Raw genomic sequence first — 20,166 nt, forward strand, 5'->3', positions numbered from 1 at the left:
CCGAGGAACCTCACAATGAAAATCTGGACCGCGACGCTGTTGGCCACCTGCCTGGTGGGCACCGCCCAGGCCGCTGAATCCCTGACGATTCCCATGAACAAGATCTCGACCGACGGTGTTGGCGAGAGCGTCGGCAGCGTTCAGGTGACCCGCTCCAAGTACGGCCTGGTCTTTACCCCCGATCTCAAGGGTCTGGAGCCCGGCATCCACGGCTTCCATGTGCATACCAAGCCCAACTGCGGCCCGGCCGACGTCGACGGCAAGTTGACCGCCGGTGGCGCTGCAGGGGGTCACCTCGATCCGCGCAACACCGGCAAGCACAGCGCGCCCTGGTCGGATGACGGCCACCTGGGTGAATTGCCGGCGCTCTATGTGACGGCCGATGGCCAGGCGACCCAACCGGTGCTGGCCCCACGCCTGAAGCGCCTGGAAGAACTCAAGGGCCATGCCCTGATGATCCATGCCGGCGGCGACAACTATGCCGACCAGCCCAAGCCCCTCGGCGGTGGCGGCGCCCGCGTGGTCTGCGGCGTCGTCAAGTAGGAGGCTTGCCCTGCTCGTCCCGGCGCAGATCCGGCGGGATGGGCAGATCGGCCAGCTTGGGCTTGCGCCCGCGCCCGGCCCGGAATTGCCTGAGCTGATAGACGTAGGCCAGGACCTGGGCCACGGCCACGTACAGCCCGGCGGGAATCTCCTGGTCCACTTCCGTGGAGTAGTACACCGCCCGGGCCAGACCGGGTGACTCCAGCAGGGAAACCTGGTGTTCCTGAGCGATCTCGCGGATCTTCAGGGCGGTGAAGTCGCTACCCTTGGCCACCAGTACCGGCGCCCCGCCCTTGGCCGCGTCGTATTTGAGCGCCACGGCGAAGTGAGTCGGGTTGGTGATGACCACATCGGCGCTGGGGACCTCGGCCATCATGCGCCGCTGCGCCATCTGCCGCTGCATCTGGCGGATCTTGCCCTTGACCTCGGGCTTGCCCTCGCTGTCCTTGTATTCGTCCTTGATCTCCTGCTTGGTCATCATCAGCTTCTTGCGGTTGCTGAGGATCTGGAAAGGAACGTCTATGGCGGCGATGATCAACAAGCCCATGGCCAGCAACAGGGTCGCGTGCCCCACCACCTGCATGCTGTGCAGCAGCGCTTGCTCGAGCGGCAGCTTGGCGATCTGCAACAGCGCCGTACGCTCGTTCATCAGCACCAGCACCGAAACGCCAAGGATGATGACGAATTTACCCAGGGCCTTGAGCAGCTCCACCAGGGAATTCTTGGAAAACATCCGTGCGATGCCGGACAGCGGATTCATCCGGCTGGCCTTGGGTGCTAATACCTTGCCGGAGAACAGAAAGCCGCCCAGGGCGATGTGGCCGACGATGGCGCAGATGACTACCAGGACGATCATCGGCAGCATGCCTACCATGGCCGCCTTGCCCGAGGCCAACAGGAAGGTGCCCATGAAGCGCTCGTCCATCACCTCCTCGCGGCGCAAGGAAAAATTGGCGCGCATCACCTCCAGCAGCTTGCTGCCGAGGAAGGCGCCATACATCAGCAGACCGCCCACACCCGAGAGCATGACGGCTACCGTACCGAGTTCGCGTGAGCGCGGGAGCTGACCTTCCTCCCGAGACTCACGCTTGCGTTTGTCGGTTGGGTCTTCTGTGCGGTCTTCGCCATCGGATTCAGCCATGCGGCATATCTCCTAGTGTGGTGTCTCAGAAGTTCGCGCAAGAATTGGCGAGTGATTTTTTGCGGTTCGGCGCCCCGATGTGGGCCAGACGCCGCGACGAGTCATAGCAGGGCTATGGCGAGGAGTGGCAACGCCGTCCACGCCGAAAAAGCGCCGCCAAAATTGTGCAGACAACTTCTGAGACATCACACTAGCGGGCTCGGGCGAGTTCGCGCAGCCACTGCAGCGCCTCGCTGGCGAGACTTTCATAGTGAGACAGGATATCCGCGGTGCCGAGCCAGACGATGATCATGCCCAGCACCACGATCAGCGGCATACCGACGGAGAAGATGTTCAGGGAAGGCGCGGCGCGGGTCATGATGCCGAAAGCGATGTTGACCACCAGCAGCGCGGTGATCGCCGGCAAGACCAGCAGGATACCGGCGCCCAGCACCCAGCCCAAGCGGCCGGCCAGCTGCCAGAAGTCGTCGACGTTCAGGGTGCTGCCCACCGGCAGGGTGACGAAGCTTTCCGCGAGGATCTCGAACACCACCAGGTGACCGTTCATGGCCAGGAACAGCAGGGTCACCAACATAGTGAAGAATTGCCCCATCACCGGCGCCGAGGCGCCGTTGACCGGATCGATCATGGAGGCGAAGCTCAGGCCCGCCTGGGTGGAGATGATCTGGCCGGCCATCACGAAGACGTGGAAGAACAGCTGCAGGCTGAAGCCCATCATCGCGCCGATCAGGATCTGCTCGACGATCAGCGGCATGGCCTGCAGGCTGATGGCATCCACCTGCGGCATGGGCGGCAACGTGGGGACCAGCACCAGGCTCAGGGCCAGGGCCAGGTACATCCGTACCCGCACCGGTACCAGGGTGGTCCCGATGATCGGCATGGTCATCAGCAGCGCGGCGATGCGGAACAGCGGAAACAGGAAGCTGCCGACCCAGCCGCCAATCTGGGCGTCGCTGAGTTCGAGCATGGCCTAGCCGATCAGCCGCGGAATATTGGTGACCGAGGTCTGGATGAATTCCATCAGCTGCCTGATCATCCAGGGCCCGAGGACGATCAGCGTCAACAGGGTGACGATCAGCCGTGGCAGGAAGCTCAGGGTCTGTTCGTTGATCTGGGTCGCCGCCTGGAAGATCGCCACGATCAGGCCGACGATCAAGCTCGGCACCACCAGTACCGTGACCAGCAGAGCGGTGAGCCAGAGACCCTGGCGAAACAGATCGACGGCGACTTCAGGGGTCATTGCGCTTCTCCACGCGAAGAGGCACCGCTAGACGGTGCCGAAGCTGCTGGCCAGGGTGCCCATGATCAACGCCCAGCCATCGACCAGCACGAACAGCATCAGCTTGAACGGCAGGGAAATGATCATGGGCGACAGCATCATCATGCCCATGGCCATCAATACGCTGGCGATCACCAGGTCGATCACCAGGAAGGGAATGAAGATCATGAAGCCGATCTGGAAGGCGGTCTTGAGTTCGGAGGTGACGAAGGCCGGTACCAGGATCGACAGCGGTGCCTGGTCGGGGCTGGCGATGTCGGTGCGCTTGGACAGGCGCATGAACAGATCAAGATCCGACTGCCGGGTCTGGGCCAGCATGAAGTCCTTCATCGGCACCTGCGCCCGGTTGATGGCGTCCTGGGCACTGAGTTGTTCGTTCAGATAGGGCTGGACGGCCGTGGTGTTGATGCGGTCGAACACCGGCGCCATGATGAATAGCGTCAGGAACAGCGCCATGCCCACCAGCACCTGGTTGGACGGCGTGGTCTGCAGACCCAGCGCCTGGCGCAGGATGGCGAAGACGATGACGATGCGGGTGAAGCTGGTCATCAGCATGACGAACGCCGGGATGAAGCTCAGCGCCGTCATGATCAGCAGGATCTGCAGGCTGACCGAATACTCCTGCTGCCCCTGGGCGTTGGTGCTCAGGGTGATGGCGGGGATGGACAGGGGATTGCCCTGCCCGGCCTGCTGCGCCAGCGCCAAGGGCGCGAACAGCAGCACAGCCAACCCCAGCAGCCAGCCCAGGGTGCGCCCCAGGCCGGCCGGTAGACGCGAGAAAATCATGGTTTCGCCTTGGGATCGCGACTGATGAGTTCCAGCAGACGCTGGGCGAATTCGGGTGGAGCCGCGTCCGTCTCGCCCAGGCGCACCGGCTCGCGCAGGGTATGCAGCGGCGTGATACGGCCACCGGCGACGCCGATCAAGAGCTGCTCCTGACCGACCTGGACCAGCACCAGCCGCTCGCGCGGGCCGAGGTGCTGGGTCGAGATCACCTTGATCGCCTGCTGGCCGCGCGGCCCCTGCTGCTGCACGCGACGCACCAGCCAGGCCAGGCCGAGAATCAGGCCGATCACCAGCAACAGGCCGAGCAAAAGTTGCCCGAGTTGCGTCCCCACATCCAGCCCGGGGCTGGTGGCTTCGGCAGCATTCGCGGTCAGGGGCAGCACACTCAGCGGCAGGAGCAGACTCTTCATGGGTCACCGCAGCTTCTTGATACGTTCCGTGGGGCTGATGACGTCGGTCAGACGGATCCCGAACTTCTCGTTCACCACCACCACCTCACCATGGGCGATCAGCGTACCATTCACCAGCACATCCAGCGGCTCGCCAGCCAAACGGTCGAGTTCGATGACTGAACCCTGGTTGAGCTGCAGCAGGTTGCGGATGGAGATGTCGGTATGACCGACCTCCATGGAAATGGTCACGGGGATGTCGAGGATCACATCCAGATTGGGACCTTCCATACCGCTCACTGCCAATCCTCCGCTGCTCTGGCCGAATTCCTCGACCGGCGCCTTGGGCGGCTTGGGCGCCTCCGGCGCCACCGGTGCAGTACCTTGAGCCATCAGGGCATCGATATCGTCCTGGCTGGCATCGCCGGCCTCGGCCAGGGCCGCGGCCCACTCGTCCGCCAGGGCTTGTTCTTCGGGGTTGTCTGCCATCGTCTGTGTCTCGCGCTACGCCAGGCCTTGGCCCGGACGGAAAAAACGGTTGTCGCTCAGCGGCCGCGGCTGACCGGTTCGAGAATCTGCAGGGCCAAATTGCCCTTGCGCGCGCCCATCTTGACCTTGAAGGTGGGCATGCCATTGGCTCTCATGAGCATCTCTTCGGGCATTTCCACCGGGATCACGTCGCCGGGCTGCATGTTGAGGATATCGCGGAGTTTGAGTTGGCGCCGGACAACCGTCGCCTCCAAGGGCACTCGCACGTCCAACAGGTCCTCGCGCAAGGCCTTCACCCAGCGCTCGTCCTGGTCGTCCACGTCCGACTGGAAACCGGCATCGAGCATCTCGCGGATCGGCTCGATCATCGAATAGGGCATGGTCACGTGCAACTCGCCGCCACCGCCGTCCAGTTCGATGTTGAAGGTGCTCACCACCACCACCTCGCTGGGGCTGACGATATTGGCCAGTGCCGGGTTGACCTCGGAGTTCATGTATTCGAACTGGCAGTCGAGCATCGCGCCCCAGGCTTCCTTGAGATCGATGAAGCATTGGTCGAGCACCATGCGCACCACGCGCAGCTCGGTGGGGGTGAACTCACGACCCTCGATCTTGGCGTGACGGCCATCGCCGCCAAAGAAGTTATCCACCAGCTTGAACACCAGCCGGGCATCGAGAATGAACAGCGCGGTCCCGCGCAGCGGCTTCATCTTGACCATGTTGAGGCTGGTGGGCACGTACAGCGAATGGATGTATTCGCCGAACTTGGTGACCTGCACCCCACCGACGGAAACGTCAGCCGAGCGCCGCAACAGGTTGAACATGCTCACCCGGGTATAGCGGGCGAAGCGCTCGTTGATCATTTCCAGGGTCGGCATGCGCCCGCGGACGATGCGATCCTGGCTGGTCAGGTCGTAACCCTTGATCGCCCCTGGCTCGACGTCGGTCTCGGTCTCGACGATGCCATCGTCGACCCCGTGCAGCAGGGCATCGATTTCATCCTGGGAGAGCAGATCTTGCACGGCCATGGCGTTACCTATTGCAGGACGAGATTGGTGAACAGTACCTGTTCGATAGCAGTATGGCCGGTCAGTTTCTTGGCCAGTTCCTGAACCTTGGTCGTCGCCTGCTGGCGCAGCATTTCCTTACCGACCGGGGTGAGCAGGCTATTGAAGTCCTGTCCGGAGAAGAGCATGACCAGTTGGTTGCGCACCTGGGGCAACTGCTCCTTGAGCGCATCCATCTGCGCCTGGTCGCGCCCCATCAGGGTGACCGTGACCTGCATGTAACGCTGGCGACCATCGGCGTTGTAGTTGACCACGAAAGCCGGCACCAAGGGTTGGTAGACCGCGGCCAGATGGACCGGTGCCGCCGGCGCGGCGGGTGCGGCATGCTCGGGTTCGGCGCCTTTCTTGCCCAGCAGGAACCAGGTCGCCCCCACCGAGGCGCCAATGACCAGCAGCAGCGCCACGACGATGATGATGATGAGTTTGAGCTTGCCTTTGCCCTTGCCTTCCGCGGGTGCGCCTTCTGCTGCGGGTGCCTGCTTCTTCGCCATATGTACTCGACTGCTGCTTGTCTGAAGCGCCCCGGTAACGAAGGGCGCGGCTAACTTATTGATGCGAAGGGGATATAGCAGGTGCGGCCGACGCTGTCACCTGGCAGCCGGTCATGGCCATCAGGCGTAGTAGTCGACCAGGCTGCGCGCGCCCAGGGTTGCCGTGCCACGCGTCTCGGCCACGCTGGCCACGGGCTCCTCTTCTCCGCCGCTGGAGGCGCCACCACGGCCCCGCCGCGATCCATCGTTCTGCGCGCCTTGCTGCGACTGTTGCCAGGCCTGACCGGAGGATTGATCGGAGACGTTGACGTTGGACAGGTTCATGCCTTGCTGGGCGAAGAGCTCCCGCAGCCGCTGGCTACCGTTGTCCAGGGCCTCGCGGACGTCCGCGTGGGGACTGGTGAAGGTGACCTGGGTCTGGTCCTGGGTCATGTCGATGCGCACCTCCAGCTTACCCAGTTGCGCCGGCTCCATCTGGATGTCGGCGGTTTTGAGGTTCTGGCTGGACATCCACATGACCTTGTCCACCACCGCCTCGCTGAAATTGCCGGCCTGGGGATTGAGCGCCTGGCCGGGTACCGTCGCCGTGACGGGGCGCGCGGTCTGCGCTGGTGTACTGAGCGACTGCGACAGCGCGGTGAGCTTGTCGGCGAAGGCCTCGGGCTTGCTCGGGATCGCCGCGTCCTTGCCGGCATTGCCCTGATCCAGGGTCGCAGCCAGTGCCGCCGCGGTGGCAGCCTGGTCAGCGCCAGGCACAGCGGCAGGCTGGCCCGGCAGCAGGGCGTTGAGCTGGTTGGCCGCCAGGTTGTTGGCGGTCGTCGCGGCCTTGTTCGCCTCGCCCTGGGCTTGCGGGCCCTGGCCGAGCACCTGTGCCAGTCCGGCATCCTGGGCCAGTTGGTCGCCAGGCTTGCCAGCAGTTGTAGCGCCAAGTTGCGTACCGGCCGCAGGCGTCTGGGTACCAGCCGCTACCGACCCGGCGAGGATGGCGGCGGGATCCAGGGCTTGAGTGGTCTTGGTCGTCGCGCCAGAAGTCGTCTCGGCAGAGGTCGCCGTCGTCTGAGCGGGCGTGGGAGTAGGTGCGGGGAATTGGCCGCTGATCCCGAGCAGGAACAGGGGATCCAGTGCCGCATCTTCGGGTTCTTCGGGCTCCTCGTCCTGGGCCACCGGCAAGGTCTTGCCGTCGTCGCCCTTGGCTGCCACCTTGTCATCGGTTTTTGCCGCCGAATCGGTCGAAGGCTTGGCGTCCGTCGTACGGTCGTCGTCATCGTCACGCTTCACGCGATTATCGTCGTCACGCCCACGGGCAGGTTCGCTCTTGCGTGCCTGGCTGGTGTCCTTGGTATCGCTGGTGTCGCGCGGCTTCTCGCTGCGCGCCGGCTCACGCGGCTGCTCCTGAGCGAAGACGTCGGCGAAGCGCTCCTGCGAAGCCGGGCGATCCTGGGGAGTCGGGGTCTTGGGCACGGCCCTGCCGGTAGCGGTGGCAGGGCTTGCGGTGTTCAACAGGAAATCGGGCACGACGGCCATGGAATGCTCCGAATGACGGGTTTTCTAGAACCTAGCAAGGAGCGCGCCAGCTCTAAACGCCAGCGCTTTGACGAGTCTCAGGTCGCGTAGCGCTGCCGCTCGACCTTGAAGAGAATACGCACGATGGCGAACTCACGCTCGATCGCGGAGATGCCCATAGCCAATTCAGCCGTGGAGGCCCGCCGCCGCGCGCCCTCCTCGACGTCACGGCACAGCTGCGCCAAGGGCATGGCGCCCATGTTGCCGGCACTGCCCTTGAAGCTGTGAGCGAACTGGCGAACCTGTTCGGGATCGCCGCCAATCACGCTGCGCTTGAGGGCGGCGATCCGCTCTTCGCAATCGACGAGAAAGGTTTCGATGAGTCCGACGTACTCTTCTTCCATGCAATCGCGCAGGCTGGCGAGCGTATCCGGATCGAGATGACTGGCAAGCATCGGTTTCTCACTGACTACAGGACAGAGGACGCAGGGGTTGGTGGCTTACAGATAGGCCGACCGTGCCCGCTGAGCATACTCGTCCATCTGTTTCTGTTCGCGCTTGTCTTCGACCAGGCGCTGCTCCTGCTTGTAACGTTCGACCAGCTTGCGTAGTCCCTCCAAGCGCGCATAGCGTTCCTGCCATTGGGTGCGGGCCTTGGCCACCACGTCACGATGCCACTGGGCGTTGCGCTCCTGCTGACCGATGGCTTCTTCCAGCTGACTGAGAAAGCGCTGGTAACCGATCAGCCACTGACCAGTGACGCCGCGGCTGCCATTCACCACCAGCCGCTGCTGGTAGTCCTCGCGATAGCGCTGCAACTCGCCCAGCTTGAATTCAGCTTGTGCCAATTGCTGCTGGCACTGCCCCAGGCGCTGGGCGGCGTCACGCTCTTCGCGCTCGCTCATTTCCACCACGGGACCCAGACGTTCGGCTCTGCCTTTCATGATCTATCAGCCTCCCAATACGGCTTGGAGATTGGCGGCGCTCTGTTCCAGCGACTCGCTCTCGTGCAGACCCTGACGCAGGAATTGCTGCATCGGCGCATAACGGGCGATCGCCAGATCGGTTTCGGCATTCCCGCCAGGCACATAGGCACCGACGCTGAGCAGGTCCTTGGCTTGCTGGTAGAGCGACCAGAGCTGCTTGACGCGCTGGGCATTGCGCAAATGCTCCGGACTGACCACCTGGGGCATCACCCGACTGATGGACGCCTCGATGTCGATGGCGGGATAGTGGCCCTCTTCGGCCAGCCGCCGCGACAGCACAAAGTGACCATCCAGCACCCCCCGCGCCGAGTCGGCGATGGGATCCTGCTGATCGTCCCCTTCCGACAACACAGTATAGAACGCCGTGATCGAACCCCCACCCTTTTCCGCGTTGCCGGCCCGCTCCACCAGCCGTGGCAGCTTGGCGAACACCGAGGGCGGATACCCCTTGGTCGCCGGCGGCTCGCCGATGGCCAGGGCGATCTCCCGCTGCGCCTGGGCATAGCGGGTCAGGGAATCCATCAGCAGCAGGACATTCTTGCCCTTGTCGCGGAAATACTCGGCGATACGGGTGCAATACATGGCCGCACGCAGGCGTAAGAGCGGCGCATCGTCCGCCGGCGAGGCGACCACCACCGCGCGCTTGATGCCCTCCTCACCCAGGATATGCTCGATGAATTCCTTCACCTCACGGCCCCGCTCGCCGATCAGCCCGACCACGATGATCTCGGCCTTGGTGAGGCGGGTCATCATGCCGAGCAGCACGCTCTTGCCGACGCCGGTACCGGCGAACAGCCCGAGGCGCTGGCCACGCCCCACCGTCAACAAACCGTTGATGCTGCGAATTCCCACGTCGAGGGGCTCACTGATGGGTTCGCGCTTGAGCGGGTTGATGGTCGGACCATCCATCGGCACCCAGTCCTCGGCGCGCATGCGCCCCTTGCCGTCCAGTGCATTGCCCAGGCCGTCGAGTACCCGACCGAGCATGGACATGCCCATGGGCAGGCGGCCGGTGTCAGGTACCGGCACCACGCGAGCGCCAGGTGCGATGCCGGCGAGGCTGCCCACCGGCATGAGAAAGGTCTTGTCGCCATTGAAGCCCATCACCTCGGCTTCGACTTCCACCGGCTGATAGCCACCACCATTGATCAGTCGGCAGCGACTGCCCACGGCGGCGCGCAGGCCTTCCGCTTCCAGGGTCAGACCGACCATACGCAGCAGGCGGCCCTCGATCACCGGCTGCTGCTCGACCCGGATGGCTTCGTCGTAGCCACTCAGCCGCCGCCCGAAACTCAAGCGTTCAAGACGCATGGGGCGCCTCCTCGATATCGATGTGCAGATCGGGGTCCTGGGGCTGGGTCGCCTGGTGACGCTGCTGCTCGGCGAGCTGGGTCAACGCCTGGGCCAGCCGCGTCTCGATACTGGCGTCGATGACACTGCTCTCGGTCTCGATCCGGCAGCCACCCGGCATCAGCGTCTCGTCCTCGAGGATACGCCAAGTCTCCTCGTGACGGTCGCGCAGGGCCTTCATCAATTCGAAGTCCTGGGGGCTGACCTGGATACGGATATTCTGGGCGCCCATGGGCAACAGCTTCAGTGCCGTACGCACCACCTGGCCCAGTTGGCTGGAATCGAGCTTGAGCTCGCGCTGGATGACTTCGCGGGTGATGTGCCGCACCAGCTGCACCATACCGGCTTCCAGCGCCTGATCCTGCTCGCCGATGGGATCGAGCAGATGACTCATCAGGGTTTCCAGGCTCGCCAGCCGCGCGGTGAGCGCCGCTTCGGCTTCCTGGCGGGCCTTGAGCTGACCGGCATGGTAGCCGTCACGCTCGCCGGTCACGAAACCCTCGTTATAGGCCTCCTGCCGAATTGCCTCCAGCTCTTCGAGGGTGATCGGCTGGACCTCTTCGACCGGGACCTCCTCGATCTGGGGCTCCGACTGTGGCTCCGGTTCAGGGGCGACTGCCGCCGGGGCTTGCGCGGGCTCGTCGAAACTGTCGAAGGCCGGCAGCCGCCAGACATCGACAGCCTCCAGGTCCCGCGCCCTGATCAGTTCGCTCGCCGATTCTTTGCTCATCACCTATCCGTCAGAAAACCGCTACTGACAGGACAATAGCAAAGCCCAGGCCAACCCCTGCATAGGGTCAGACCATTTCCTCGCCACCCTTGCCGCCCAGGACGATCTCGCCAGCATCGGCCATGCGCCGGGCAACAGCGAGCACCTCTTTCTGCGCCCCCTCCACCTCGGATAGCCGTACCGGCCCCTTGGCTTCCAGGTCATCGCGCAACAACTCGGCGGCACGCTTGGACATGTTGCGGAAGAATTTCTCCTTGATGCCCTCGTCGGCGCCCTTGAGCGCCAGCACCAGGACATCGGACGATACCTCGCGCAGCAGGGCCTGGATGCCGCGGTCGTCCACGTCCGACAAATTGTCGAAGACGAACATAAGATCCTCGATCTGCCCCGACAGATCCTGATCCGCTTCACGGATCGAATCCATCAGCGGTCCTTCGACCGAGCTGTCCAGGTAGTTCATGATATCGGCCGCGCGCTTCACGCCGCCCAGGGCGGTACGGGTGGTGCTGGCGCTGCCGGAGAACTGCTTCTCCAGGATCAGGTTCAGCTCCTTGAGCGCCGCCGGTTGCACGGTGTTCAGCGACGAGACGCGCAGGACGATGTCCAGGCGCACCTTGTGATCGAAATGGCCGAGCACCTCCGCCGCCTGGTCCGGGTCCAGGTAGGCCACCACGATGGCCTGAATCTGCGGGTGCTCGTAGCGGATCACGTCCGCCACCGCCCGCGGCTCCATCCACTTCAGGCTGTCCAGGCCGCTGGTGTTGCCGCCCAGCAGGATCCGGTCGATCAGGCCACTGGCCTTGTCCTCGCCCAGCGCCTGGGTCAGCATCTTGCGGATATAGCCATCGGCACCGACACCCAGACTGGTCTGATCGCCGACCACCTCGATGAAGTCGCCGAGCACCCGCTCGACCTGCTCACGGTTGACGTTGCGCATCTGAGCCATGGCCGTGCCGACCTTCTGCACCTCCTTGGGCCCCATGTGCCGGAGGATCTGCGCAGCGTCGGCCTCACCCAGCGACAGCAGGAAGATGGCGGCCTTCTCGACCTGGGTGAGTTGCGCGTCATTCGTCGCCATTGATCCAATCCTTCACTACCTGGGCTACACGGCCCGGATCATCGTTGACCAGCTGCTTGATGGCCGTCAGCTGGGCGTCGTAGCCCTCGCTGGGGCTGGGCAGCAGCAGCGGCGCCGGACCCGCCAGACTCACCTTGTCATCGGCCAGGTCGTCCGAGAGGCCGTCCAGCCCACCGGCGCCGAGGGCACCGGCACCACCCGCCGCGGCCAGGGCAGCGGCGTCCTTGGCATTGCCACCGGACAGATTCTTCAGTACCGGGCGCAGTACCCCGAAGACTAGCACCAGGATGAACAATACACCCAGTGCCTGCTTGACCACGCCCCAGAACCAGGGCTGCTGGTAGAAGGGAATGCTCTCGATCTCTTCCTGTTGTACCGGAGCGAAAGGCGCATTGATTACGCTCACGCTGTCGCCACGGCTGGCATCGAAGCCCACGGCGTCCTGCACCAGGCGGGTGAAGCGCGCCAGGTCTTCGGTGCTCCAAGGTTGATGGCTCACCTTGCCAGCCGCATCGACCTTGATCTGGTCGTCGAGCACCACCGCGACGGAAAGCCGACGCAGACGGCCCTGCTGCTGACGGGTGTAGCTGACACTGCGATCCAACTCGTAGTTGCGGGTGTTCTGCTCACGCTTGTCGGTCGGGTACGGCAGGGTAGCCGGCAGGTTGGTCTTGCTGTCGTAAATGTATTGGTCGTTGGCATCACGTAGCGGCTGGCCCGGAGCGATGTAGTTCGCGCCGCCACCGCCCTGGGCACCGGCCTTCTCCGGGGTCGAGGACGGCCCGGGCGGCTGGTTCGACAGTGCGCCCGGCACGCCCTGGGCGCCACCGCCGGAAGTCTGGCGCTGCTCGCTGTTCTGTTGCTCACTGCGCAGTGCCGGTTGATCGGGATTGAATTGCTCGGCAGTGGATTCCACGGCGTTGAAATCCACGTCCGCCGCCACTTCCGCCTTGAAACGACCGTTACCTACCACCGGCAGCATGATGTTCTGCACACGCTGGGTCAGGGAGCTTTCCATCTTGTGGGTGTAGTCGAGCTGCTTGCCGGCGATCGACAGCTCGGACATGTTCTGCTGGTCGGACAGCAACTGCCCCTTTTGGTCGACGACGGTGACCTGCGACTTATCCAGGTTCGGCACGCTGGTAGCGACCAGATTGACGATAGCCATGACCTGACCGGCATCCAGGGTACGGCCGGGATACATCTCGACCAGCACCGAGGCGCTCGGCTTGCGCTCGTCGCGGACGAACACCGAACTCTTCGGAATCGCCAGGTGCACCCGGGCGGCCTTGATGCCGTTGAGGCTGGAGATGGTGCGGGCCAGTTCGCCTTCCAGGCTGCGCCGGTAATTCGCCGCTTCCATGAATTGGCTGGTGCCCAGCGGCTGCTCCTTGTCCAGCAGTTCGAAGCCGACGTTGCCGTCCGCGGGGGTGATACCGGCGGCCGCCATCTTCATGCGGGCACGACCGATGTCGTCGGCCTTGACCAGCAAGGCGCCGGAATTCGGATCGACCTTGTAGCCGATGTCCGCCGCGCCCAGGGCCTGCAGCACCTGGTTGGCATCCAGGCCGTTCATGCTGGTGTACAGCGGGCGATAGTCGGGCTGCTGGGTCCAGAGCACCACGGCGAAACCCAGGGCGACACTGGCCGCCAGACCAATCAGCAGACCCAGCTGGCGCAGCAGCGGCATTTCCGCCAGGTTGTCGAGAAAGCTGAGGCCCAGCAGTGGCTTCTTGGGCTTTTCTTCCGCGTCGGGCTTGGCGGTGGGGACGGGTACGTTGGTAAGAGCGTCAGCCATTTTCTAGACCGTCCTCAAATCGACATTTGCATGATGTCTTGGTACGCCTGAACGAACTTGTTGCGTACCTGGGTCAAGGCCTGCACGGACACGCTGGCCTTCTGCGAAGCGATCATGACTTGAGTGAGGTCGACGCCGCCCTGCCCCAGCTCGAAGGCCTTGGCCATTTCGCTGGCGGTCTGCTGGGTTTCATTGACGGAGCCCACGGCCTTGCTGAGCATGTCGGCGAAGCTCGGGCCCTGGACCTGTTCGGTGCCGGCAGGCGCTGCGACGGCTTTCGACCGGGCCATGGCTTCGGTCTGCATGGAACGCATTTCCAGCATCAACCGATTGAACTCGACACCTTGAACCATTTGCTCTGCTCCTCTGGCACGGAAAGTTGACGCCGTACCCACTCGTGTCAGAGATAGAGCAATGCCTGTGCCAGATCCTAAAAATCCAGCCAAAACAATGGTTTGGTAGAAAGATGCAGAGGGACGGTTAAAGTTTGCCGAAAATCAGTCGACGCTCAAACTGGCGCGGTTACGCTGCAGGAGCTTCTTGCCGATGCCCTTGACTTCGAGCAGCTCATCCACCGAGGCGAAAGCGCCGTGACTCTGACGATAGTCGACGATGGCCTGGGCCTTGGCCGCTCCAATGCCTTGCAGCCGTTGCAGGGCAACGACATCGGCGACATTGATATTGAGCGGCGCCTGTGGGGCGTCGGTAGATGTTTTGGTCGTTGCGCCCGCGACCGTTTCGCAGCCGAGCGCCCAGGGGCTGAGCACCACCCACAACAGCACTGTCCATAGCAGTCTCATAGAGGAACCTCCTGTTCCACTGTTCGCTCCGGTTAGCTTAAATCGCCCTACCCGGCTGTCAACTCACCAGGACTCCGGCCCGTTCCCGTTCGCTCTTGAGTGCCATCAGCGTCTGTCTCACCCCCTGACGCCAATCGCTGGGCGCGATACCGAATTGCCGCTCCAATTCGCTGGAGTCCAGCATGGAATAGGCGGGCCGCTTGGCCAGGGTGGGAAACTCGGACGTGGTGATACCGGTGATGAGCGGTGCGCGCTCCAGTACGCCGACTTCCTGGCCTGCGTCTATGATGTAGCGGGCGAAATCGCACCAGCTCAGACCGCTGTCACCACCGAAGTGGTAGAGCCCGTAGGCCGCCTGCTCGGGCTGCGACCGAACGCTCGCAGCGATCTGCAGCAGCGCATCGGCGATATGCCCGGCATAGGTGGGGCAACCCACCTGATCGCTCACCACCCGCAACTCGTCGCGGTCAGCGGCAAGGCGCAGCATGGTCTTGAGAAAGTTGTTGCAGTGCTCGCTGAACACCCAGGCCGTTCTCAAGACCACGGCACGGGGGCAGGCGGACAGCACGCGATTCTCCCCTTCCAGCTTGGTCATGCCGTAGACACCGGACGGGCTGACCGGATCGTCGATCCGGTAAGGCGCCGTCGCGGTACCGTCGAACACGTAGTCGGTGGAGAGGTGCAGCAGGGCGATACCGGCAGCCCCACAGGCCTGGGCAAGGACCGCGGGACCCTCGATGTTCCCGCGGGCGGCGATCTCCGGCTCCTGCTCAGCCTTGTCGACCGCCGTGTAGGCGGCCGCGTTGATCACCACGTCAGGCCTGAATCGCTCGAGATGGCTGGTTACCGAGCCTTCGTCAGCAATATCCAGAGTGGCACGTCCATGGGCCTCCCATGCCAGTTCTGAACATTGAAGACGGTCAGTCAGACAGCGTCCGACCTGACCGTTCGCTCCGGTAACCAGTATCTTCATCTATACAGCTCCGCCAATCGAAGTCCTTGTGCATCTTTGGCGGACAGGATGGGATCCTTGACCCGCCAGTCGATATTCAGATCCGGATCATTCCAGATCAAAGACCCTTCATCAGAGGGATCGTAATAATCTGTGCACTTGTATTCAAAATCAGCGGTTTCGGACAGCACGACGAAGCCATGGGCGAGACCCGGCGGTATCCAGAGCTGGCGCTTGTTGTCCTCCGAGAGGATCTCGGCCACTACGTTGCCGAAGGTAGGTGAACCCCGACGGATGTCGACGGCCACGTCCAGTACCTCGCCGCGCACGACCCGCACCAGCTTGCCCTGGGGCTTGCTGCGCTGGAAATGCAGGCCGCGCAGGACGTTCTGCGCCGAACGCGAGTGGTTGTCCTGGACGAACGGCAGGGTGATCCCTGCCTGCTGGGCATAACGATCCGCCTGGAAGGACTCCAGGAAGAACCCACGCTCGTCACCGAAGACCTTGGGTTCGATCAGCTTGACGTCCGGGATCGCGGTATCGAAGACCTGCATCAGCCCTGCTCCTTGCACAGCCGCGCCAGATACTGGCCATAACCGGTCTTGCTCAGGGCCTCGGCCTGCAGCGCCATCTGCTCGCAGGTGATCCAGCCCTTCTGGAAGGCGATCTCTTCGAGACAGGCCACCTTGAGACCTTGGCGCTTCTCGATGGTCTGCACGAAATGACCGGCTTCCAGCAGCGCATCGTGGGTACCGGTATCGAGCCAGGCGAAACCACGCCCCAGCAAGGAGACGTTCAGCGTACCGCGGCGCAGGTACTCATTGTTGACGTCGGTGATTTCCAGCTCGCCACGGGGCGATGGCTTGATGTTGGCGGCGATGTCCAGCACGTCGTTGTCATAGAAGTACAACCCCGTTACCGCATAGCTGGACTTGGGCTTCTTGGGCTTCTCTTCGATACTCAGGGCCTTGCCCTGGTCATCGAACTCGACGACGCCGAAACGCTCGGGGTCGGCGACGTAGTAACCGAAGACCGTGGCGCCCTGCTCCTGGCTCGCCGCCTTGAGCAGCGTTTCGCTGAAGCGCTGGCCGTAGAAGATGTTGTCGCCCAGCACCAGGCAGACATTGTCGTCGCCGACGAATTCGCGGCCGATGATGAAGGCCTGGGCCAAACCATCCGGGCTCGGTTGCTCGGCATAACTCAGCTGCATGCCGAACTGGCTACCGTCGCCGAGCATGCGCTGGAAACCGGGCAGATCGGCCGGCGTGGAGATGACCAGCACTTCCCGGATACCGGCCAGCATAAGCACGGACAGCGGGTAGTAGATCATGGGCTTGTCGTAGATCGGCAGCGATTGCTTGGAAACGCCCAGGGTAATGGGATGCAAACGGGTACCGGATCCACCGGCCAGCAGAATTCCCTTGTACTTGCTCATGGCAATCGTCCTCTGAAAATTGACTGTCGCTGTCGGTCGGACACGCCGTACGCGCGTCCGAGATCGGATCGTTAAACGGCTTCGCCGAGACGCTCGAGACGGTAGGCACCTGACAGCACCCGCTGCCACCACTCACGATTGTTCAGGTACCAGGTGACGGTCTTGCGCATGCCGGTCTCGAAGGTCTCTTCCGGCGTCCAGCCCAATTCGCGGCCGATCTTGCTGGCATCGATCGCGTATCTCATGTCATGACCGGGACGGTCCTTGACGAAGGTGATGAGGTCGCGATAACGCTCGACACCCGCGGGTTTCTGCGGTGCCAGCTCTTCCAGCAGGTCGCAGATGGTCTCGACGACCTGCAGGTTGCGCTTCTCGTTGTGGCCACCGATGTTATAGGTCTCGCCGACCTCCCCCTGGGTCACCACGGTGTAGAGGGCACGGGCGTGATCTTCGACGAACAGCCAGTCACGTACCTGCGAACCATCGCCGTAGACTGGCAGCGGCTTGCCGTGAATGGCATTGAGGATGACGTGGGGGATCAGCTTCTCGGGGAAGTGATAGGGGCCGTAGTTGTTCGAGCAGTTGGTCACCAGTACCGGCAGACCGTAGGTCCGGCCCCAGGCGCGCACCAGGTGGTCGCTCCCGGCCTTGCTCGCCGAGTAAGGCGAGCTGGGCGCATAGGGAGTGGTCTCGGTGAAGAGATCATCGGTGCCATGCAGGTCACCATAGACCTCGTCGGTGGAAATGTGATGGAAACGGAACGCCGCCTTGGCTTCCGGCGCCAGGCCATTCCAGTAGGCGCGGGTCACTTCCAGCATGACACCGGTACCCACCACGTTGGTCTGGATGAAGGCGGCAGGGCCTTCGATGGAGCGGTCCACATGGGACTCGGCAGCCAGGTGCATGACCACGTCAGGTTGGAAGGCAGCGAATACCTTCTGCAGCGCGGAGAAGTCGCAGATGTCCACCTGATGGAATTCGTAGCGTTCCGACGCCGATACGTCCGCCAGGGAATCCACGTTACCGGCGTACGTCAGCTTGTCGACGTTGGCAACCTTGCATTGGGTTTCGTTGATAAGAAAACGTACTACGGCGGAACCTATGAAACCCGCGCCACCCGTTACCAGTACCTTCATCCTGAATCCTGCCTATATCGATTTGCACATCATCCTGCCCGGACCTGTGGGCAAGACATCGGAGGACGGCGCAGCCATCCCTGGCCTGGGACGTCGGCCAAAGCCATACGCCCAAAGACCTGAGTTAAACAGTCGCAGAAAAGGAAAGTTCAGCGTAATAGCGGGAGGCTGCCGCTTCTGTGCTCGGCTTCAAATCCAGGGCGTGCAAAAGCTGCACGGCATCACTCGATTGATCTTTTACCGTGCAGCCAGTCGACGATGTCGCCTTCGGGGGTATAGCCGGCCACGGTGTCGCGCAGCAACTGGCGAACCCGGACATAATCTCCCGCTTCGATCGACCTGCTCAACTCGACGAGGGCGAGTCGGAAGGCGTCCCAGGCGAGGAAGTCTTCGCTGGCACGCATGATCTTGGGATGAGAGGTGGGACTGACGTCGTCACCGATGAGCAGTTCTTCGTAAAGCTTTTCACCCGGACGCAAGCCGGTGAATTCGATGGCCACATCGCCATGGGGATTGCTCGGCGAACGCACGCTGAGCCCCGACAGCTTGATCATCTGCTCGGCCAGCTCGACGATCCGCACCGGCTCGCCCATGTCCAGTACGAAGACGTCCCCCCCCTCGCCCATCGCCCCGGCCTGGATGACCAGCTGCGCCGCTTCGGTGATGGTCATGAAGAAACGGGTGATCTTGGGATGAGTGACGGTGACCGGCCCACCCTTGCGGATCTGGGTACGAAACAAGGGAATGACCGAGCCGGACGAGCCCAGCACGTTGCCGAATCTCACCATGGTGAAACGGGTTCGATTGACCTGGTGGATGCCGTCGGCCTGCCCGTGCAGCACCGGCGCCGCCTCGCGACTGAGTGCCTGCAGGATCATCTCGGCCAAGCGCTTGGTACTACCCATGATGTTGGTAGGGCGCACCGCCTTGTCAGTGGAAATCAGCACGAAACTGCTCACGCCGGCCTGGATGGCCGCCTGGGCCGCGTTGAGCGTCCCCAGCACGTTATTGCCAAAACCCTCGGCGATATTATGCTCGACCATGGGTACATGCTTATAGGCCGCTGCGTGGTAGAGAGTGGTGACCTTCCAGTGACGCATCACCTGCAGAAGCAGCGGAGCGTTGCGGATGGAGCCCAGGACGGGTACCAGGGTGACCGGCAGGGCTTCGCGATCGATGTAGGCATCGAGCTCGCGATGGATGCTATAGAGGTTGAATTCGGCATGATCCAGCAGGATCAGCGTACGAGGCTTCTGGCCGATGATCTGTCGGCACAGCTCGGAGCCGATGGATCCCCCCGCCCCTGTCACCATCACCACCTGCTGGGTAATGCAGCGAGCGAACAGCTCAGGCCGGGGAGCGACCGGATCGCGCCCCAGCAGGTCGGCGATGTCCACTTCTTGAAGATCATCGACCTGCACCTTGCCACAGGCCAGATCACTGATTCGCGGTACGGTCCTGACATGTAGCGGGTAAGGCTCCAGCAGACTCAGCACCTCACGACGGCGCGACCGAGTCGCAGAGGGGATGGCCAGGAGAATCTCCTCGGCACCGCTTTCGTCGATCATCTGCTGGATGTGCTTGGGGGTATAGACCTTGAGACCGGCGATGATGCGGTTGGCAATGCTCTTGTCGTCATCGATGAAGGCGACCGGACGCATGGCCCGCCCCATGCGCAGGGCCGCGACCAATTGGTTGCCGGCGGACCCTGCGCCATAGATGGCGACACGCGGCAGCTCGTCCGGTTGCTTGATGAAGGGCACCGTGATGGCGCGATACCAATCGCCCAGAAAGTACTGACGCAAGGCCAGGCGTAGCCCACCAATCAGGATCAGGCTGACGATCCAGTAATTGAAGATCATCGAGCGCGGCACGATCTCCGGTAGATCTCGATACCAGTAGATGACCACGGACAACAGCAGCGTCGACAGGGTGACCGCCTTGGCGATGGCTATCAGGGCGTCGTTGCCGAGATAGCGCATCACCGCGCGGTACATTCCGAAGCGAATGAACAAAGGAATGGCGATGGCCGGCGCGGTGAGGAACAACCAGGCGTGCCCACTGAACGGCTCGATCATCTGCATCGAACCAAGTCGCAGATAGAACGCCAGCCACAGCGAGATCCAGATGAGCATCAGATCCACTGCGACCTGGATGACCCTCTTCGTACGTCGGTTCAGCTTGACCAGATGGTCACGCAACATATCAGCGTC

At 62.9% G+C, this 20,166-nt stretch carries 23 protein-coding genes; 1 reads left to right on the forward strand and 22 read right to left on the reverse strand.

Features of this window, described 5'->3' with window-relative positions:
• Positions 1-15: 15 nt before the first annotated feature.
• Positions 16-543, forward strand: coding sequence for a superoxide dismutase family protein (sodC, locus tag CCZ28_RS07815; RefSeq protein WP_140217325.1), 528 nt, complete (start codon positions 16-18; stop codon positions 541-543).
• Here sodC and flhB read toward each other — a convergent pair.
• The 22 genes from flhB to CCZ28_RS07925 form a co-directional block, all read right to left on the reverse strand.
• Positions 536-1,684 (reverse strand): flagellar biosynthesis protein FlhB, encoded by a 1,149-nt coding sequence (flhB, locus tag CCZ28_RS07820; RefSeq protein ID WP_140217326.1) that lies wholly within the window; start codon positions 1,682-1,684, stop codon positions 536-538. The two genes, sodC and flhB, sit on opposite strands and share 8 nt — an antisense overlap.
• A 190-nt stretch (positions 1,685-1,874) precedes the next feature.
• Positions 1,875-2,651: a flagellar biosynthetic protein FliR gene (gene fliR / locus CCZ28_RS07825; protein ID WP_140217327.1), complete on the reverse strand. Its 777-nt coding sequence runs from the start codon at positions 2,649-2,651 to the stop codon at positions 1,875-1,877.
• Between the two features lie 3 nt (positions 2,652-2,654).
• Positions 2,655-2,924, reverse strand: a complete 270-nt coding sequence (gene fliQ, locus CCZ28_RS07830; protein WP_058761277.1) for a flagellar biosynthesis protein FliQ — start codon at positions 2,922-2,924, stop codon at positions 2,655-2,657.
• 27 nt (positions 2,925-2,951) lie between these two features.
• Positions 2,952-3,749, reverse strand: a complete 798-nt coding sequence (fliP, locus tag CCZ28_RS07835) for a flagellar type III secretion system pore protein FliP (RefSeq protein WP_140217328.1) — start codon at positions 3,747-3,749, stop codon at positions 2,952-2,954.
• Complete coding sequence (gene fliO, locus CCZ28_RS07840; RefSeq protein WP_140217329.1) at positions 3,746-4,159, reverse strand: flagellar biosynthetic protein FliO; 414 nt, start codon at positions 4,157-4,159, stop codon at positions 3,746-3,748. The genes fliP and fliO overlap by 4 nt, the downstream gene beginning before the upstream one ends.
• A gap of 3 nt (positions 4,160-4,162) precedes the next feature.
• Positions 4,163-4,627: a flagellar motor switch protein FliN gene (fliN, locus tag CCZ28_RS07845; RefSeq protein WP_058761280.1), complete on the reverse strand. Its 465-nt coding sequence runs from the start codon at positions 4,625-4,627 to the stop codon at positions 4,163-4,165.
• A gap of 56 nt (positions 4,628-4,683) precedes the next feature.
• A complete protein-coding gene (gene fliM, locus CCZ28_RS07850; RefSeq protein WP_058761281.1) occupies positions 4,684-5,655 on the reverse strand; it encodes a flagellar motor switch protein FliM in 972 nt (323 codons plus the stop codon).
• Between the two features lie 8 nt (positions 5,656-5,663).
• Positions 5,664-6,185, reverse strand: coding sequence for a flagellar basal body-associated protein FliL (gene fliL / locus CCZ28_RS07855; RefSeq protein WP_140217330.1), 522 nt, complete (start codon positions 6,183-6,185; stop codon positions 5,664-5,666).
• Between the two features lie 120 nt (positions 6,186-6,305).
• On the reverse strand, positions 6,306-7,709 hold the full coding sequence (locus tag CCZ28_RS07860) for a flagellar hook-length control protein FliK (RefSeq protein WP_140217331.1): 1,404 nt from the start codon (positions 7,707-7,709) through the stop codon (positions 6,306-6,308).
• 77 nt (positions 7,710-7,786) lie between these two features.
• On the reverse strand, positions 7,787-8,143 hold the full coding sequence (locus CCZ28_RS07865) for an Hpt domain-containing protein (RefSeq protein ID WP_140217332.1): 357 nt from the start codon (positions 8,141-8,143) through the stop codon (positions 7,787-7,789).
• A gap of 45 nt (positions 8,144-8,188) precedes the next feature.
• Positions 8,189-8,632, reverse strand: coding sequence for a flagellar export protein FliJ (gene fliJ, locus CCZ28_RS07870; RefSeq protein WP_140217333.1), 444 nt, complete (start codon positions 8,630-8,632; stop codon positions 8,189-8,191).
• Between the two features lie 6 nt (positions 8,633-8,638).
• Entirely contained in the window at positions 8,639-9,985 is a 1,347-nt protein-coding gene (gene fliI / locus CCZ28_RS07875; RefSeq protein WP_140217334.1) for a flagellar protein export ATPase FliI, read from the reverse strand.
• Positions 9,975-10,754 carry a flagellar assembly protein FliH gene (gene fliH / locus CCZ28_RS07880; RefSeq protein ID WP_205894648.1) on the reverse strand — a complete coding sequence of 260 codons (780 nt, stop codon included), beginning with the start codon at positions 10,752-10,754 and terminating at the stop codon, positions 9,975-9,977. The genes fliI and fliH overlap by 11 nt, the downstream gene beginning before the upstream one ends.
• Positions 10,755-10,821: 67 nt before the next feature.
• A complete protein-coding gene (gene fliG, locus CCZ28_RS07885) occupies positions 10,822-11,832 on the reverse strand; it encodes a flagellar motor switch protein FliG (RefSeq protein ID WP_140217336.1) in 1,011 nt (336 codons plus the stop codon).
• The gene (gene fliF, locus CCZ28_RS07890) at positions 11,819-13,630 is read right to left on the reverse strand and encodes a flagellar basal-body MS-ring/collar protein FliF (RefSeq protein ID WP_140217337.1); all 1,812 of its coding nucleotides are present in this window, start codon (positions 13,628-13,630) and stop codon (positions 11,819-11,821) included. Before fliF ends, fliG begins: the two co-directional genes overlap by 14 nt.
• 14 nt (positions 13,631-13,644) lie before the next feature.
• Positions 13,645-13,983, reverse strand: coding sequence for a flagellar hook-basal body complex protein FliE (gene fliE / locus CCZ28_RS07895; RefSeq protein WP_140217338.1), 339 nt, complete (start codon positions 13,981-13,983; stop codon positions 13,645-13,647).
• Between the two features lie 144 nt (positions 13,984-14,127).
• Positions 14,128-14,430 (reverse strand): ComEA family DNA-binding protein, encoded by a 303-nt coding sequence (locus tag CCZ28_RS07900; protein ID WP_140217339.1) that lies wholly within the window; start codon positions 14,428-14,430, stop codon positions 14,128-14,130.
• A gap of 58 nt (positions 14,431-14,488) precedes the next feature.
• Positions 14,489-15,403 (reverse strand): dTDP-4-dehydrorhamnose reductase, encoded by a 915-nt coding sequence (gene rfbD, locus CCZ28_RS07905; protein ID WP_140217340.1) that lies wholly within the window; start codon positions 15,401-15,403, stop codon positions 14,489-14,491.
• Entirely contained in the window at positions 15,400-15,936 is a 537-nt protein-coding gene (gene rfbC / locus CCZ28_RS07910) for a dTDP-4-dehydrorhamnose 3,5-epimerase (RefSeq protein ID WP_074528261.1), read from the reverse strand. The genes rfbD and rfbC overlap by 4 nt, the downstream gene beginning before the upstream one ends.
• A complete protein-coding gene (gene rfbA / locus CCZ28_RS07915) occupies positions 15,936-16,817 on the reverse strand; it encodes a glucose-1-phosphate thymidylyltransferase RfbA (RefSeq protein ID WP_140217341.1) in 882 nt (293 codons plus the stop codon). The genes rfbC and rfbA overlap by 1 nt, the downstream gene beginning before the upstream one ends.
• A gap of 71 nt (positions 16,818-16,888) precedes the next feature.
• Positions 16,889-17,953, reverse strand: coding sequence for a dTDP-glucose 4,6-dehydratase (gene rfbB / locus CCZ28_RS07920; protein ID WP_140217342.1), 1,065 nt, complete (start codon positions 17,951-17,953; stop codon positions 16,889-16,891).
• A gap of 221 nt (positions 17,954-18,174) precedes the next feature.
• Positions 18,175-20,157, reverse strand: a complete 1,983-nt coding sequence (locus tag CCZ28_RS07925; protein ID WP_140217343.1) for a polysaccharide biosynthesis protein — start codon at positions 20,155-20,157, stop codon at positions 18,175-18,177.
• Between the last annotated feature and the right edge of the window lie 9 nt (positions 20,158-20,166).

Origin of the sequence: Pseudomonas oryzihabitans (assembly GCF_006384975.1) — a bacterium.
Classification (GTDB): Bacteria; Pseudomonadota; Gammaproteobacteria; order Pseudomonadales; family Pseudomonadaceae; genus Chryseomonas; species Chryseomonas psychrotolerans_B.

Coding starts and splice junctions, on each gene's coding strand:
- fliH (WP_205894648.1), bottom strand. CDS start 10,754: ATGAGCAAAGAATCGGCGAGCGAACTGATCAGGGCGCGGGACCTGGAG.
- rfbD (WP_140217340.1), bottom strand. CDS start 15,403: ATGAAGATACTGGTTACCGGAGCGAACGGTCAGGTCGGACGCTGTCTG.
- sodC (WP_140217325.1), top strand. CDS start 16: ATGAAAATCTGGACCGCGACGCTGTTGGCCACCTGCCTGGTGGGCACC.
- fliM (WP_058761281.1), bottom strand. CDS start 5,655: ATGGCCGTGCAAGATCTGCTCTCCCAGGATGAAATCGATGCCCTGCTG.
- CCZ28_RS07865 (WP_140217332.1), bottom strand. CDS start 8,143: ATGCTTGCCAGTCATCTCGATCCGGATACGCTCGCCAGCCTGCGCGAT.
- fliF (WP_140217337.1), bottom strand. CDS start 13,630: ATGGCTGACGCTCTTACCAACGTACCCGTCCCCACCGCCAAGCCCGAC.
- fliO (WP_140217329.1), bottom strand. CDS start 4,159: ATGAAGAGTCTGCTCCTGCCGCTGAGTGTGCTGCCCCTGACCGCGAAT.
- fliP (WP_140217328.1), bottom strand. CDS start 3,749: ATGATTTTCTCGCGTCTACCGGCCGGCCTGGGGCGCACCCTGGGCTGG.
- fliI (WP_140217334.1), bottom strand. CDS start 9,985: ATGCGTCTTGAACGCTTGAGTTTCGGGCGGCGGCTGAGTGGCTACGAC.
- fliQ (WP_058761277.1), bottom strand. CDS start 2,924: ATGACCCCTGAAGTCGCCGTCGATCTGTTTCGCCAGGGTCTCTGGCTC.
- flhB (WP_140217326.1), bottom strand. CDS start 1,684: ATGGCTGAATCCGATGGCGAAGACCGCACAGAAGACCCAACCGACAAA.
- fliR (WP_140217327.1), bottom strand. CDS start 2,651: ATGCTCGAACTCAGCGACGCCCAGATTGGCGGCTGGGTCGGCAGCTTC.
- CCZ28_RS07900 (WP_140217339.1), bottom strand. CDS start 14,430: ATGAGACTGCTATGGACAGTGCTGTTGTGGGTGGTGCTCAGCCCCTGG.
- CCZ28_RS07925 (WP_140217343.1), bottom strand. CDS start 20,157: ATGTTGCGTGACCATCTGGTCAAGCTGAACCGACGTACGAAGAGGGTC.
- fliL (WP_140217330.1), bottom strand. CDS start 6,185: ATGGCGAAGAAGCAGGCACCCGCAGCAGAAGGCGCACCCGCGGAAGGC.
- fliG (WP_140217336.1), bottom strand. CDS start 11,832: ATGGCGACGAATGACGCGCAACTCACCCAGGTCGAGAAGGCCGCCATC.
- rfbB (WP_140217342.1), bottom strand. CDS start 17,953: ATGAAGGTACTGGTAACGGGTGGCGCGGGTTTCATAGGTTCCGCCGTA.
- fliN (WP_058761280.1), bottom strand. CDS start 4,627: ATGGCAGACAACCCCGAAGAACAAGCCCTGGCGGACGAGTGGGCCGCG.
- rfbA (WP_140217341.1), bottom strand. CDS start 16,817: ATGAGCAAGTACAAGGGAATTCTGCTGGCCGGTGGATCCGGTACCCGT.
- CCZ28_RS07860 (WP_140217331.1), bottom strand. CDS start 7,709: ATGGCCGTCGTGCCCGATTTCCTGTTGAACACCGCAAGCCCTGCCACC.
- rfbC (WP_074528261.1), bottom strand. CDS start 15,936: ATGCAGGTCTTCGATACCGCGATCCCGGACGTCAAGCTGATCGAACCC.
- fliE (WP_140217338.1), bottom strand. CDS start 13,983: ATGGTTCAAGGTGTCGAGTTCAATCGGTTGATGCTGGAAATGCGTTCC.
- fliJ (WP_140217333.1), bottom strand. CDS start 8,632: ATGAAAGGCAGAGCCGAACGTCTGGGTCCCGTGGTGGAAATGAGCGAG.